The organism is Arthrobacter horti, assembly GCF_030731045.1.
Classification (GTDB): Bacteria; Actinomycetota; Actinomycetes; order Actinomycetales; family Micrococcaceae; genus Arthrobacter_E; species Arthrobacter_E nanjingensis.
Genome location: NZ_JAVALS010000001.1, coordinates 587,314 through 601,632, shown reverse-complemented (window position 1 = coordinate 601,632; position 14,319 = coordinate 587,314). Strand labels below are relative to the sequence as shown.

General features: G+C 67.1%; 13 protein-coding genes. 10 read left to right on the top strand and 3 right to left on the bottom strand.

Translation table 11 applies throughout. The annotated features are described in order from the left end of the window. A complete protein-coding gene (locus tag Q9R02_RS02845) occupies positions 1 to 333 on the top strand; it encodes a metal-sulfur cluster assembly factor (protein ID WP_305995113.1) in 333 nt (110 codons plus the stop codon). A 114-nt stretch (positions 334 to 447) separates the two neighbouring features. On the opposite strand, the gene Q9R02_RS02840 is transcribed toward Q9R02_RS02845, so the two are convergent. Further along, a complete protein-coding gene (locus Q9R02_RS02840; RefSeq protein WP_305995112.1) occupies positions 448 to 900 on the bottom strand; it encodes a carboxymuconolactone decarboxylase family protein in 453 nt (150 codons plus the stop codon). A gap of 170 nt (positions 901 to 1,070) precedes the next feature. On the opposite strand from Q9R02_RS02840, the gene thrS reads away from it, so the two are divergent. The 4 genes from thrS to pdxS all read left to right on the top strand — a co-directional run bounded on the left by thrS (position 1,071) and on the right by pdxS (position 5,381). Then, positions 1,071 to 3,089: a threonine--tRNA ligase gene (gene thrS / locus Q9R02_RS02835; protein WP_305995111.1), complete on the top strand. Its 2,019-nt coding sequence runs from the start codon at positions 1,071 to 1,073 to the stop codon at positions 3,087 to 3,089. Continuing rightward, a complete protein-coding gene (locus Q9R02_RS02830) occupies positions 3,089 to 3,700 on the top strand; it encodes an HIT family protein (protein WP_305995110.1) in 612 nt (203 codons plus the stop codon). Before thrS ends, Q9R02_RS02830 begins: the two co-directional genes overlap by 1 nt. A 4-nt stretch (positions 3,701 to 3,704) precedes the next feature. Continuing rightward, positions 3,705 to 4,319, top strand: coding sequence for a phosphatidylinositol phosphate synthase (gene pgsA, locus Q9R02_RS02825; RefSeq protein WP_305995109.1), 615 nt, complete (start codon positions 3,705 to 3,707; stop codon positions 4,317 to 4,319). A gap of 132 nt (positions 4,320 to 4,451) precedes the next feature. Continuing rightward, on the top strand, positions 4,452 to 5,381 hold the full coding sequence (pdxS, locus tag Q9R02_RS02820) for a pyridoxal 5'-phosphate synthase lyase subunit PdxS (RefSeq protein WP_425279197.1): 930 nt from the start codon (positions 4,452 to 4,454) through the stop codon (positions 5,379 to 5,381). A 77-nt stretch (positions 5,382 to 5,458) separates the two neighbouring features. On the opposite strand, the gene Q9R02_RS02815 is transcribed toward pdxS, so the two are convergent. Together Q9R02_RS02815 and asnB are read right to left on the bottom strand one after the other, a co-directional pair. Then, positions 5,459 to 7,471 (bottom strand): M3 family metallopeptidase, encoded by a 2,013-nt coding sequence (locus tag Q9R02_RS02815; protein ID WP_305995108.1) that lies wholly within the window; start codon positions 7,469 to 7,471, stop codon positions 5,459 to 5,461. A 121-nt stretch (positions 7,472 to 7,592) separates the two neighbouring features. Beyond that, positions 7,593 to 10,271, bottom strand: a complete 2,679-nt coding sequence (asnB, locus tag Q9R02_RS02810) for an asparagine synthase (glutamine-hydrolyzing) (protein ID WP_305995107.1) — start codon at positions 10,269 to 10,271, stop codon at positions 7,593 to 7,595. Positions 10,272 to 10,413: 142 nt separating this feature from the next. Between asnB and pdxT the strand changes: the two genes are divergently transcribed. The 5 genes from pdxT (at position 10,414) to ruvB (ending at position 14,295) form a co-directional block, all read left to right on the top strand. After that, the gene (gene pdxT / locus Q9R02_RS02805) at positions 10,414 to 11,115 is read left to right on the top strand and encodes a pyridoxal 5'-phosphate synthase glutaminase subunit PdxT (protein ID WP_305995106.1); all 702 of its coding nucleotides are present in this window, start codon (positions 10,414 to 10,416) and stop codon (positions 11,113 to 11,115) included. 2 nt (positions 11,116 to 11,117) lie between these two features. Beyond that, positions 11,118 to 11,873 (top strand): YebC/PmpR family DNA-binding transcriptional regulator, encoded by a 756-nt coding sequence (locus tag Q9R02_RS02800; protein WP_305995105.1) that lies wholly within the window; start codon positions 11,118 to 11,120, stop codon positions 11,871 to 11,873. Between the two features lie 28 nt (positions 11,874 to 11,901). Next, a complete protein-coding gene (gene ruvC, locus Q9R02_RS02795) occupies positions 11,902 to 12,480 on the top strand; it encodes a crossover junction endodeoxyribonuclease RuvC (RefSeq protein WP_305995104.1) in 579 nt (192 codons plus the stop codon). A gap of 68 nt (positions 12,481 to 12,548) precedes the next feature. Beyond that, entirely contained in the window at positions 12,549 to 13,190 is a 642-nt protein-coding gene (ruvA, locus tag Q9R02_RS02790) for a Holliday junction branch migration protein RuvA (RefSeq protein ID WP_305995103.1), read from the top strand. A 7-nt stretch (positions 13,191 to 13,197) separates the two neighbouring features. Then, entirely contained in the window at positions 13,198 to 14,295 is a 1,098-nt protein-coding gene (gene ruvB / locus Q9R02_RS02785) for a Holliday junction branch migration DNA helicase RuvB (RefSeq protein ID WP_305995322.1), read from the top strand. Positions 14,296 to 14,319: the final 24 nt, after the last annotated feature.

Sequence of the window (14,319 nt, the reverse complement as noted above, 5' to 3'; positions counted from 1 at the left end):
ATGACCGAAGTGAATGCGGCCAGAACAAGTCTCGAGGACATCGAAGAGGCCCTCAAGGACGTCATCGACCCCGAGCTCGGCGTCAACGTGGTGGATCTGGGTCTGTTGTACGGGCTCAAGTACTCCGAGGATGACGGCGCGCTCCTGATCGACATGACCCTGACCACGGCGGCCTGCCCGCTCACCGACGTGCTCGAGGAGCAGGTGGGCAAGGCCCTGGACGGCGTGGTGGACGACTGGCGTCTCAACTGGGTCTGGATGCCGCCATGGGGTCCCGAGCGGATCACCGACGACGGCAAGGACCAGATGCGCGCGCTGGGTTTCAACATCTAGTGAGCGTCACTATCGCCAGGTTCCGGTGACGGAGCCGGCGACGACGGCGGGCGGCCGGGAGAGATCCCGGCCGCCCGCCGTCGTCGTATTCCGTGGGCCGTGCGAGGGCCGCCGTCAGGGTTTGACGGGGTATCCGCTGGTGATGTTGACGCGGTTGTAGGAGTTGATCGCCACGGTCAGCCAGGAGACCGCGGAGATCTGCTCCTCGCTGAGCACCTGGGAGACCGGGACGTAGATGTCGTCCGGCACCTGGCGGTCGGAGATCATGGTGATCGCCTCGGTCAGGGCCAGCGAGGCGCGTTCGACGGCGGTGAAGTACTCCGTCTCCCGCCAATTGGTGAGCAGCGAGACGCGGTCGGTGGTCTCGCCGAGCTTCAGGGCTGCACGGGTATGCACGCGGATGCAGTAGGCGCATCCGTTAAGCTGCGAGGCGCGGATCTTGAGGAGTTCGCACAGCTGCGGGCTGATGTCCGCGGCCTCGGCGGCCTTGGTGGCCGCTTCGCTCATCTTCCCCAGGGCTTTGTAGGTGTCGGTGTGGGCTTTGCTGATGTTCACACGAGCGCTCATGTGTGGATGCTAGCCCTTCCCTGTGGTCCGGGCCACCCTCCCTGGGGCTTGTTCCTGCACCGTTCGGCCCATGTTCAGTGGCGGCCGCGCCAGTCCTCTAGACTGTCTTGTGGCTGGCTGTGGTCCCGTATGCCGCAAGTCATGAAGCCGCAACATGAATAGGAGACACCGTGTCAGAAGCCCAGCAGATCACCCTCAGAGTCGACGGAGACGAGACCCAGGTGACCACGGGCACCACCGGCGCGGAGCTCTTCTTCGAGCGGCGCGACGTCGTGGTCATGCGTGTGGACGGTGTGCTCAAGGATCTGGACCAGCCGCTTGAGGCCGGCGCCGACGTCGAGTCCGTCGCCATCGGCTCGCCGGACGGCCTGAACGTCCTCCGCCATTCCACCGCTCACGTCATGGCGCAGGCCGTGCAGCAGCTGCGTCCGGACGCCAAGCTCGGCATCGGCCCGTACATCAAGGACGGCTTCTACTTCGACTTCGACGTCGCCGAGCCGTTCACCCCCGAGGACCTCAAGGCCCTCGAGAAGATGATGCTCAAGATCGTCAACCAGAACCAGAGGTTCGAGCGCCGCGTGGTCTCCACCGAGGAGGCCAAGGTGGCCATGGCCCATGAGCCGTACAAGCTGGAGCTGCTCGGCAAGGCCGACTCCGCGGACTCGGCCGGTGAGGGCGTGAACGTCGAAGTCGGCGCCGGTGACATCACCATCTACGACAATGTGGACCGCAAGAGCGGCGAGACCGTCTGGTGCGATCTGTGCCGCGGCCCGCACCTGCCGAACACCAAACTCATCTCCAATGCCTTCGCGCTGACCCGTTCGTCCGCTGCGTACTGGCTGGGCAACCAGAACAACAAGCCCCTGCAGCGCATCTACGGCACCGCCTGGCCCACCAAGGAGGACCTGAAGGCATACCAGGAGCGTCTGGCCGAGGCGGAGCGCCGCGACCACCGCAAGCTCGGTGCCGAGCTGGACCTGTTCTCCTTCCCTGACGAGCTGGGCTCCGGCCTGCCCGTGTTCCATCCCAAGGGCGGTGTGATCAAGCGGGAGATGGAGGACTACGTCCGCCGCCGGCACATCGAGGAGGGCTTCGAGTACGTGGGCACACCCCACATCTCCAAGGACGGGCTCTTCCACACCTCCGGCCACCTGCCGTACTACGCCGACACCATGTTCCCCGCCCTGCATGTGGACGCCGAGCATGACGAGGACGGCAACGTCACCAAGCCCGGGCAGGACTACCGCCTCAAGGCGATGAACTGCCCCATGCACAACCTGATCTTCCGCTCGCGTGGACGGTCCTACCGCGAACTGCCGCTGCGGCTCTTCGAGTTCGGCCACGTGTACCGGTACGAGAAGTCCGGAGTGGTGCACGGCCTGACCCGTGTCCGCGGCTTCGCCCAGGACGACTCCCACTCCTACGTGACCAAGGAGCAGGCGCCAGCCGAGGTGGAGCATCTCCTCGGCTTCATGCTGTCCCTGCTGCGTGACTTCGGGATGGACGACTTCTACTTGGAGCTCTCCACCCGTGATCCCGAGTCGGACAAGTTCATCGGCAGCGATGAGCAGTGGGCCGAGGCCACCGAGGTCCTGGAGCGCGTCGCAGCCTCCAGTGGCGTGGAGCTGGTCGCGGATCCGGGTGGAGCCGCATTCTACGGTCCCAAGATCTCCGTCCAGGCGAAGGACGCCATCGGCCGCACCTGGCAGATGGGCACCGTGCAGTACGACTTCAACCAGCCGGCTCGCTTCGGGCTGGAGTACCAGGCTGCGGACGGGACCCGTCAGGAGCCCGTGATGATCCACGCCGCCAAGTTCGGCTCGATCGAGCGCTTCCTGGGTGTGCTGACCGAGCACTACGCGGGTGCGTTCCCGGCCTGGCTGTCTCCCGTCCAGGTGGTGGCGATCCCGGTGGCCGAGGCGTTCAACGACTACCTCTATGAGGTGGCGGCCAAGCTGAAGAAGGCCGGCATCCGCGTCGAGGTGGACGCCTCCAGCGACCGCTTCCCCAAGAAGATCCGCACCGCCAGCAAGGACAAGATCCCGTTTGTGCTGATCGCCGGTGGCGAGGACGCCGAGAACGGCGCCGTGTCCTTCCGCTTCCGCGACGGCAGCCAGGAGAACGGCGTGGCGGTCGATGAGGCCGTGAAGCGGATCGTGGACGCGGTGAAGAACAGGACCAACCAGTAATGACGGAATCCACGGGCGTTGGACAGGCCGCCGGGCACGGGAGGGATGCGAGCGTGACGGATGACTTCCAGCTCGCCGGAGTGCCGGATGCCTTCCAACGCCTGTGGACTCCTCATCGCATGGCGTACGTCAAGGGCGGGGCGGGCCAGCTCGACCACCCGGATGCCTGCCCGTTCTGCGTGGGGCCGTCCCGCGGCGACGAGGAATCCCTGATCGTGCACCGGGGCCGGCTCTGCTATGTGGTGCTGAACTTGTACCCGTACAATCCGGGCCACGTCCTGATCAACCCCTACCGCCATGTCTCCTATTACACGGAGCTGACGGTGGAGGAGACGGCCGAGTTCTCGGCGCTGACCCAGACCGCCATGGAGGTCATCCAGAAGGTGTCTAACCCCGGCGGGTTCAACATCGGGATGAACCAGGGCAAGGTGGGAGGGGCCGGGATCGCGGCGCACCTCCACCAGCACGTGGTGCCCCGCTGGGGTGGGGACGGGAACTTCCTGCCGGTCATCGCCCAGACCAAGGCCATCACGCAGACGCTGGGGGAGACACGTGAGCTCCTGGCCGCGGCGTGGCCTCAGGGCGGCTCCGGCACGGTGGAGGTCGGCTGAGCCCATGCTCAATCGCCGTGCACGCGCTCTGTTCACGCGCCTCTTCACGCCGGTCGCCAAGGTGCTGCTCAAGGCAGGGGTGACTCCCGACGCCGTCACGGTCTTCGGGACGCTCGGGGCCGTCGTCTCCGCCGCGGTGCTGTACCCGATGGGGCAGCTCTTCTGGGGCACCGTGGCGGTCACGCTCTTCATCTTCTCCGACGTGGTGGACGGCATCATGGCGCGGCTCTCGGGCCGGAGTGGTTCGTGGGGAGGGTTCCTGGACGCGACGCTCGACCGCTTCGCAGACGGGGTGCTGTTCGGGAGCGTGGCCTTCTGGTTCTTCACCGGCGGCGGAAACCCGTACATCGGTGCCGCGTCCCTGACTTGCCTGGTGCTCGGCTCCGTGGTGTCCTATGCCCGTGCCAAGGCGGAGTCCCTGGGCTTCTCCTGCAATGTGGGCATCGCCGAACGCGCCGAACGGATTCTGGCGCTCCTGCTGCTGACCGGCCTGACAGGGCTGGGCCTTCCCGAGGTGTACCTTCTGGTCACCCTGGTGCTTCTGGCGCTGGCATCGCTGGTGACCATCGCTCAGAGGATCGGAACCGTCCACCGTCAGGCGTCCCTGAACGCGAAGTAACGCGGCACCGGCACCCCACCGGGAAGACTAGACTTTATGACAAGTGGTCACCAGCCACCCGTCGGGGGACACGTGTGGGGTTCACCGCGTGTCCCGTGGCGTACGTCTTCTCTGATACCCATAGGGGTTTTTGTGTCTACAGCTGAACTGAACGGCGAGAACACCAACGGCACCGCCGCCGTCGTCACCGGCAGCAGCCGCGTCAAGCGGGGCATGGCGGACATGCTCAAGGGCGGCGTCATCATGGACGTCGTGAACGTCGAGCAGGCTCGCATCGCCGAGGACGCCGGTGCCGTGGCCGTCATGGCCCTCGAGCGCGTTCCCGCGGACATCCGCGCGCAGGGCGGCGTGTCCCGCATGTCCGACCCGGACATGATCGAGGCCATCATCGAGGCCGTCTCCATCCCGGTGATGGCCAAGGCCCGTATCGGCCACTTCGTCGAGGCCCAGGTCCTGCAGTCCCTCGGCGTCGACTACATCGACGAGTCCGAGGTCCTGACCCCGGCCGACTACGTCAACCACATCGACAAGTGGGCCTTCGACGTCCCCTTCGTCTGCGGTGCCACCAACCTCGGTGAGGCCCTGCGCCGCATCAACGAGGGTGCGGCCATGATCCGTTCCAAGGGCGAGGCCGGCACCGGCGACGTCTCCAACGCCACGGGTCACATGCGCAAGATCCGTTCCGAGATCGCCAAGCTCTCCGCCCTGCCCGAGGACGAGCTGTACGTGGCCGCCAAGGAGCTGCAGGCCCCGTACGAGCTGGTCAAGGAGGTCGCGGCCACCGGCAAGCTGCCCGTGGTCCTCTTCACCGCCGGTGGCATCGCCACCCCGGCCGACGCCGCCATGATGATGCAGCTCGGCGCCGACGGCGTGTTCGTCGGTTCCGGCATCTTCAAGTCCGGCAACCCGGCCCAGCGTGCCGCCGCCGTCGTGAAGGCCACCACCTTCTTCGACGACGCCGACGTCATCGCCAAGGTCTCCCGCGGTCTGGGCGAGGCCATGGTGGGCATCAACGTGGACGAGCCCGCCCGCTCCATCCAGTTCGCCGAGCGCGGCTGGTAAGCCTCAGCGCTGAAGTACGACGGCGGCCGGTCACCTTCACGTGAAGGTGACCGGCCGCCGTCGTTCCCGGGAGTCTCTCAGGCGAGGCCGCGGCGTTTCAGGAGGGGCGCGACGTCGGCGTCCCGGCCGCGGAAGGCGCGGAAGCTTGTCAGCGGGTCGCGGCTGTTGCCACGGCTGAGCAGCTCGGCGCGGAAGTGTTCTCCGTTGTCCCGGCTCAGGCCGCCGTTCTCGCGGAACCACTCGACCGTGTCCGCGTCCAGCACCTCGCTCCAGATGTAGGAATAGTAGCCCGCGGCATACCAGCCGCCCGCGAAGATGTGCTGAAAGTAACCCGAACGGTACCGCGGCGGCACCAGTTCCCAGGCCAGCCCGGCCGCTTCGAGGGAGGACTGCTCGAACGCCTCCACGTCCGCCGGAACCGAGTCGGCCCCGAAGGAGTGCCAGGCCAGGTCCAATAGAGCGGCTCCCAGGTACTCCATGGTCCCGAACCCCTGTCCCCAGAGCGCGGCGTCCTCCAGCCGCCCGAGTACGGCGGGGTCCAGCGGTTCGCCGGTCTCGTGGTGCCGTGCGTAGCCCGCCAGGATCTCCGGGTCGAACATCCACATCTCGTTGACCTGGGACGGGTACTCCACGAAGTCGCGCGGCACATTGGCGCCGGAGAGCTTGGGGTACTTCACCCGGGAGAGCAGGCCGTGCAGGGCGTGCCCGAACTCGTGGAACACGGTCCGGAGCTCATCGAGGGTCAGCAGAGCGGGTTCGCCCTCGGCCGGCCGGGCCACATTGAGCGTATTGAACACCACCGGATGCGTGCCGGCGAAGGTGGACTGTTCCACGAGCGAGTTCATCCACGCCCCACCCCGCTTGGACGGGCGGGTGAAGTAGTCACCTAGGAAGAGGCCCAGGGGGCTGCCGTCCTCCTCGAACACCTCCCAGGCCCGGACATCCGGGTGGTAGGCGGGCAGGTCGAAGCGCTCGGTGAAGCGGAGCCCGAACAGCCGGCCGGCCGCGGCGAAGATGCCGTGCTCGATCACTGTGTTCAGTTCGAAGTACGCCCGGAGCTCCTGCTCATCCACCTGGAAGCGTTCGGCGCGGACCCGGTCCGAGTGGAACTGCCAGTCCGCTGCGGTGATCGGCCCGCCGGCTGAGACGGCCAGGTAGGCGGCCTCGGCACCGGCGTTCGCGCGTGCGGACGGCGCCATCCGGCGCAGCATCTCCAGCACCGGCCGCAGGCCGGGAGCGGTCTGGTCCTGCACGGCCAGCTCGGCGTAGTTCTCGAAGCCCAGGAGCTCGGCCTTTTCCGCCCTTAGGGCCACCTGCTCCAGGATGTTCGCCCTCACGTCCAGCGTGTCGTCCTGAGTTCCGCGTGCCAGGGAGTTGCGCAGCAGGGCGGCTCGTGTCCGCGGTTTTTCGAGGACGGACAGAGCAGGCTGGCTGCTCGGCTGGATCAACGGGATCAGGTACTTGCCCTCGTGCCCGGCATCGGTGGCGGACTGGGCGGCTGACCGGATCGCGTCGGCGTCGAGCCCACGGAGCTCCTCCTCCGTGTCCACCACCAGGGCCCCGGCGTTGACCGCCTCCTTTGCCTTCTGAGCGAATTCGGTGCCGAGCGCGGAGAGCCGGGTGTTGACGGCCTTCAAGCGTTCCTGGGCCCCGGCGCCCAGGTCGATGCCCGCCAGCCGGAACTCCCGCAGGTACTCCTCGAGCAACCGGAGGTCCTCCCCGGCCAATGACCCTGCGTCGACGGCCGCGAAACGCCGGTACAGGCCGTCGTTGAGGTAGATACCGTCACGGTGGGCGGCCAGCAGTGGGGTGACCTCTGTTTCCACGGCGTCGAGTTCAGGTGAGCCGTCCGCCCCGGCCACCGTGTCCAGGGCACGGAGGGCCCTGTCCAGCAGCCGGCCGGACGCCTCGAGAGCCAGGACCGTGTTCGCGAAGGTGGCACCGGCCGGATCCTCCACGATCGCTTCAAGCTCCGCGCGCTGCTCCTGAAGTCCTTGCAGCACGGCTTCGCGGTAGTGCCGGGGTGTGAGCTCGGCGAAGGGAGTCAGTCCGTAGGGGAGCGTGCTGGGGGACAGGAGCGGATTCGTCATGAAATGACCCTTTCACACAGGAGACCCAGGTCACAATACGCCGGGGGGTGAATGACCCAGAACGCGAAGGCCCCGCCGGATCAACCGGCGGGGCCTTCGCGGACCAGGGTTCCGTGGGGCGTCAGGCCCCGGTCACCACGAGGGACATGGGAGTCGCCTGGGCGCCCTGACCCTGCGGGTTGTCCTTGAACATGCCCGCAATGGTCTCGGTGGGCAGCACGGTGTCGTGGCCCATGACCACGACGCCGAGGTCGTTCGCGTCCATGATGGCCACACCGCCGAAGTTCTCCACGGCATTGGCCGGCAGGGCGGCCCGCAGGGCGGCGCTCAGGCTGCGCGCCACACCCTCGGGGTCCTTAGGGGCCAGCTTCACGGAGTTGCTCGCCGCTCCCAGGCTGTACGGAGTGGCGCCGTCGATGGCGTTGATGTTGTTGCCCACCACGTCATAGAAGACGCCGCTCTTGCCCTGGAACTTGCCCGCCACGGACGCCGCAGCCGCCTTCGCGATGAGGGGCAGGCCCACCTCGTTGATGGCGATCTGCATGGACCAGGGGCTGCCCAGGCCGATGCCGGCGGGGGTACGGGTGACGAACTTGCTCAGCACGCGGGCCGCGGGGGAGACCTTGATCTCCCACACCGGGAAGGAGCGTCCCTGGGTGATGGCCACGATCTTCTCGCTCACCAGCAGGTACCACTTGCGGCCGTCGGTGCGGGCCTCCGTCACGGCGTCGCGGACCTCGGCCGGGGCCGAGTCGAGCCCGTCGAAGAAGCGCTGCGGGTACTGCGCCACGGCCGGCGCCAGCTCGGTGTCCTTGGCGAACACCTCGGTCTGCAGCGGGAAGCGCAGGAAGGAGGAGCCGGCGGACTCGATGGCGAGCTCCTTGCCCGGGTTCGGCTCGTAGTCGCTCTTGTTCAGCTTCACGTCCGCCGGGGTCTCGGGCTGGTCGATGAACTCACGGAACCACAGCTCCACGTTCATCAGACGCCAGAAGATCATCGTGTCGGCGTCGTTCTTGTCGTTGAGGTACTCCTCGAACGCGGTCAACACGGCCTCGCGGTTCCAGTACGGGCGGTTGTAGAACGAGTTGGACATGAAGATCTTGTAGATCCGCTCGTTCATCAGCTTGAACCACTCCGCCTCCGGGGTGGTGAAACCGATCTTGTTGCGGCGGTTGCTGATCTTCTCCGGCAGCAGGCCGCGGGTGGCGTCCCGCAGGATGCGCTTGTTCCAGCCGCCCTTGATGATGGCCTCGTCGGAGAGGCTGAAGAGGAACTTCACCACTTCCTTGTCCAGGAACGGCACGCGGCCCTCCAGGGAGAAGCGCATCGTGTTCTTGTCCTCGTAGCGCAGCAGCGATGGCAGGGACTTGTGGAAGAGATCGTCGATCAGACGCAGCTTCATGTTGTCCGGGACGTTGGTGAACTTCTCACCGCGGTGGCCGGAGGTGAACTCCTTGTTCAGCAGCTGGCCCATGCTCACGCTCTTCTTGGCGGTGAGCTTGGACTTCAGGCGGAAGCGGCCCAGCCGATAGAAGATGTCCAGGGACTGGCCGGCCTCCTGGAACAGCTTGCGGTAGTCGCCCGCCTTCTTCAGCTGGCGCAGGTACGCGAAGTAGTACGGGATGTACCCGGCCATCATCTCGTCCGCGCCCTGGCCGTCCAGGAGCACCGTGACGTGCTTGCTGGCCTCCTTCATCACGCAGTACTGCGCGTACGGGCCGGAGGAGATGATCGGCTCCTCCATGGTACGGACGAAGTCGTCCAGATCCTCGTTGAAGCCTTCCGGAGTCGGCAGGATCTTATGGGCCTGGATGTTCCCGCTGCACTTGGCGATCGCGGCGTCCGCGTAGTGCTCCTCATCATTGATGGAGTTGGGGAACACGGCACTGAAGGTGTTCTGCTTGGCGCCGATCGAATCGACCGCCTCGGCCTGCTCCTGCATGAGCTTGTTGATGGTGACCACCACGGCGGAGGAGTCCAGGCCGCCGGAGAGGGCGGAGCCCACCGGGACCTCGGACTTCAGGCGCATGCGGACGGCCTCCGTGAAGCGCTGCCGGTACTCCTCGGTGACCTCCGGGGTGTAGGGGCGGTTCTGCGTGGACAGTTCCTCAAGCTCCTGGCGCAGCCGGGTGAACGCCTCGATCGCGAACCGGCCCGTGGCGTTGTCGATGGTCATCATCTCGCCCGGCATCAGCTTGTTCACGCCGGCGAAGAACGTCTCGGCGCTGTCATCGTGGATCCGGTACTGCAGGTACCGGTAGAGGATGCGCTCATTCGGAGCGGCCTTCAGCTCACCGGTGGCCAGGATCGGCTTGATCTCCGAGGCGAAGAGCACCTTCGGGGCCGCGTCCGTGCCCACATTGGCCCAGTAAAGCGGCTTGATGCCGAAGTGGTCGCGCGCCAGGACGGTGACGTTCCGCTTCTTGTCCAGGATGGCGAAGCCGAACATGCCGTTGAAACGGTCGAACGCCTCCGTGCCCCACTGCTCATACGCCTGGAGCACCACTTCGGTGTCCGACTGCGTGCGGAAGACGCGGCCCAGCTCCTCGAGCTCGGCGCGGAGCTCAAGGTAGTTGTACACCTCGCCGTTGTAGACCAGAACGGTGTCCCCGTCGGCGCTGATCATCGGCTCCTGGCCGTGCGCCACGTCGATGATCGACAGCCGCCGGTGCGCGAGTCCCACGTTCGCCTCGGTGAAGTAGCCCTCGCCGTCGGGGCCCCGATGGACGATGCAGGCGCTCATGGCCTTGAGCATCGCCGCGTTCTCCCCAAAGCCGTGGTAACCGGCGATTCCGCACATACTGCGCACCTTTTCGATCGATAACAGGTCCCCGCCCATGCTACCGGCTGGGGACCACCCGCCCGGCGAGGGCGGGGAGCGCGCCGGAGTCGCGGATGTCACACGGCAGACGCGTCCTGGGCGCCGTTTTACACTCGAATACGTGCAGAATCCTCTCAGTACCGCGCCGTCCGGGGACTCCCCGCTCGTCGGCGTCCTCGCCCTTCAGGGCGACTTCCGTGAACACCTCCACTCGGCCCAGACGCTCGGCGCCCGGACGGTGGCCGTGCGCCGCCCGTCCGAGCTCGCCGCCGTCGACGGCCTGATCATCCCCGGTGGTGAGTCCACGGCGATCGACAAACTCGCCCGTTCCTTCGAACTGGCGGATCCCATCCGTGAACGCATCGCCGCGGGCATGCCCGTCTATGGTTCCTGCGCCGGCATGATCCTCCTGGCGGACCGGATCCAGGACCCCACCCTCGATCTCTCCGGGCACCCGCAGGAGACCTTCGGCGGCATCGACATGACGGTGCGGCGCAACGCCTTCGGCCGTCAGCGCGAGTCCTTCGAGCTGGATCTGGACTTCGGCGGGCTGGAGTTCTCCGCAGGGCGAGACGGCGACGGAGTGGCCCCCGTTCACGCGGTCTTCATCCGTGGGCCCTGGGTGGAGTCGATCGGCGACGGCGTCGAAGTGCTCGCTCAGCTGGAGCCCGCCGAGATGCCTGCCGCCGCCACGGTGGATTCACGGGCTAGAATTGTTGCGGTTCGTTCGGGCAATCTTCTCGCCACGTCCTTCCACCCGGAAGTGACGGGGGAGCTGCGCGTTCACGAACTGTTCATCCGGATGATCAAGGGAGAAGCGTAGGCATGTCGGGCCACTCCAAATGGGCTACCACCAAGCACAAGAAGGCTGTCATCGACGGTCGGCGCGCCAAAGCGTTCGCGAAGTTCATCAAGAACATCGAGGTCGCGTCCCGCATGGGAGGGCCGGATCTCTCCGGCAACCCGGCACTCGACCTCGCCGTCTCCAAGGCCAAGAAGAACTCCGTTCCGAATGACAACATCGACCGCGCCATCAAGCGTGGCGCCGGTCTGACCGGTGAGGTCGTCGACTACACCGAGATCATGTACGAGGCGCGCGGCCCTCAGGGCTCCGCGCTGCTGATCGAGTGCCTCACGGACAACAAGAACCGTGCGGCCTCCGAAGTGCGCCTGGCGATCACCCGCAACGGCGGCTCCGTGGCTGACCCGGGTTCCGTGGCCTACATGTTCGCCCGCCGCGGCGTAGTGAGCCTGCCGAAGAACGGCTTGAGCGAAGACGATCTGCTGATGGCGGTCCTCGAGGCCGGCGCCGATGAGGTCAAGGACGAGGGCGAGAACTGGGAGATCCACTCCGAGCCCGGTGATCTGCAGGCCATCCGCGATGCGCTTGCGGAAGCGGGCATCGAGTATGAGACCGACGAGGCCGAGTTCGTGCCGTCCATGAAGGTGGACCTCGACCTCGACGGCGCCAAGAAGTTCCTCAAGCTCGTGGACGCCCTGGAAGACCTGGACGACGTCCAGAACGTCTACACCAATGCTGACCTGAGCGAAGAGGTCCAGGCTCAGCTCGAGGCCGAGTAATCAGCCCGTGCGGGCCGGGGGCTCGCCCATGAGCCTGCGGGTTCTGGGCGTGGACCCCGGCCTGACCCGGTGCGGCCTGGGCGTGGTGGACGTGGCGGGGGACCGCCGCGCCACCATGGTCGACGTCGGCGTGGTCGGCACGTCCGCCGACCAGCCTCTGGATGCCCGCCTTCTGGTGGTGGCGAACGCCATCGACGACTGGCTGGACCGTCACCACCCCGACGTCGTCGCCGTCGAACGTGTGTTCGCCCAGCAGAACGTGAGCACGGTGATGGGCGTCGCCCAGGTCTCCGGCATCGTGATCGCCGCCGCGGCCCGCCGCGGCATCCCTGTCGCTCTTCACACCCCGTCCGAGGTCAAGGCCGCGGTGACGGGAAGCGGACGGGCCAACAAGGAGGCCGTCACCAAGCTGGTGACCAAGATCCTCCGGCTGCAGGAGGCCCCGCGGCCCGCGGATGCCGCGGACGCCCTGGCCTTGGCCATCACCCACGCCTGGCGTGCCGGCAGCGGCGCGGCCGTGGCGACGTCGGGACCCGGGACCGCAGCCCTGACCCCGGCCCAGAAAGCCTGGGCGGAGGCCGAGGCGCGGGCGCGCCGCGGACGGTGAGCCCAGGCTGTCTTGCTAGTCTGTTCGTAGAAATGTTCGAATGGCCGACATCCGATTGAGGGGTATCCGTGATCAGCTCGCTCCGGGGAACCGTGACGCATCTGAGCCTGTCCAGCGCCGTCCTGGAAGTGGGCGGGGTGGGCATGGCCGTGCAGGCCACCCCTCAGACGCTGTCCGCGCTGCGTCTCGGTGAGGAGGCACGCGTCAGCACCGCGCTGATCGTCCGGGAGGACTCGCTGACGCTCTTCGGTTTCGCGGACGACGACGAGCGGGAGGTCTTCGAGACGCTCCTCACCGTCAGCGGCGTGGGGCCGCGCCTCGCGCTGGCGGTGCTCGCCGTGCTGGACCCTGAGTCGATCCGTATCGCGGCGCACAGCGAGGACAGCAAGGCGTTCACCAAGGTGCCGGGGATCGGCCCCAAGGTCGCCGGCCGGATCGTCCTGGAGCTCAAGGGCAAGCTGGTGCCGCACGGTACCGGCACTCCGGGTTCCCCGCTCCTTCCGGTGTCCGGCGAGGAAGCCTGGAAGCCGCAGGTGGTCGCGGCTCTGAGCAGCCTCGGCTGGAGCGAGAAGGACGCCTCCTCGAACATCGACAAGGCGCTGAAGGATTCTCCGGATCTGGCGGATGCCGGAAGTGTTCCCGAGATCCTGCGGGCCACGCTCCGCTGGCTCGGCCAGGACGGTGCCCGGATGAGGAGCGGCCGTGGCTGACGGCTCTGTGGAATCTCCGGCTGAGGGCTCTTTGGTCAGGGGTGGGGACGAGCCGGAGGAGCGGGCCATTGAGGCTGCCCTGCGGCCCAAGAACCTCGATGACTTCGTGGGCCAGGCCCGCGTCCGCCAGCAGCTCAAGCTGGTGCTGGAGGCCTCCCGTCTGCGTGGCAAGAGTTCCGACCATGTGCTGCTCTCCGGCCCGCCCGGTCTGGGCAAGACGACCCTCGCCATGATCATCGCCGCGGAGATGAACGCGCCCCTGCGGATCAGCAGCGGCCCCGCCATCCAGCATGCCGGTGACCTTGCGGCCATCCTCTCCTCCCTCAGTGAGGGCGAGGTCCTCTTCTTGGACGAGATCCACCGCATGTCCCGTCCGGCCGAAGAGATGCTGTACATGGCCATGGAGGACTTCCGGGTGGACATCGTGGTGGGCAAGGGTGCCGGAGCCACGGCGATTCCCCTGGAGCTGCCGCCGTTCACCCTGGTCGGTGCCACCACCCGGGCCGGCCTGCTCCCCGGTCCGCTCCGTGACCGTTTCGGCTTCACCGGTCACCTCGAGTTCTACACGGTCGAGGAGCTGGAGCTCGTGCTGCGGCGCTCCGCCGGTCTCCTTGACCTCAAGGTGTCCTCCGCGGGGTTCAGCGAGATCGCGGGCCGCTCCCGGGGGACGCCCCGTATCGCCAACCGCCTCCTGCGGCGAGTGCGTGACTGGGCTCTGGTGCACGGCGTCGAGCAGATCGATGCCCGCGCGGCCGGGGCCGCCCTGGACATGTATGAAGTGGACTCGCGTGGCCTGGACCGGCTGGACCGCTCCGTGCTGGATGCCCTCGTGACCAAGTTCGGAGGCGGTCCCGTCGGCCTGTCCACCCTGGCTATCGCCGTCGGTGAGGAACCGGAGACCGTGGAGACCGTGGCCGAGCCGTTCCTGGTGCGCGAAGGCCTGGTCGGCCGGACCCCGCGCGGCCGTATCGCGATGGCCGCCGCGTGGACGCATCTGGGTTTCGCGGTGCCGGACGGCGTGTTCGGCCGGGAGCAATTCGCCTCCGTGGGCCTGACCGAAGAGTCCTTCCAGCCGTTGCTGCTCGAGGACGACGAGCTGGCCTGAGCATTCAGCCCACGCCCTCCGTGC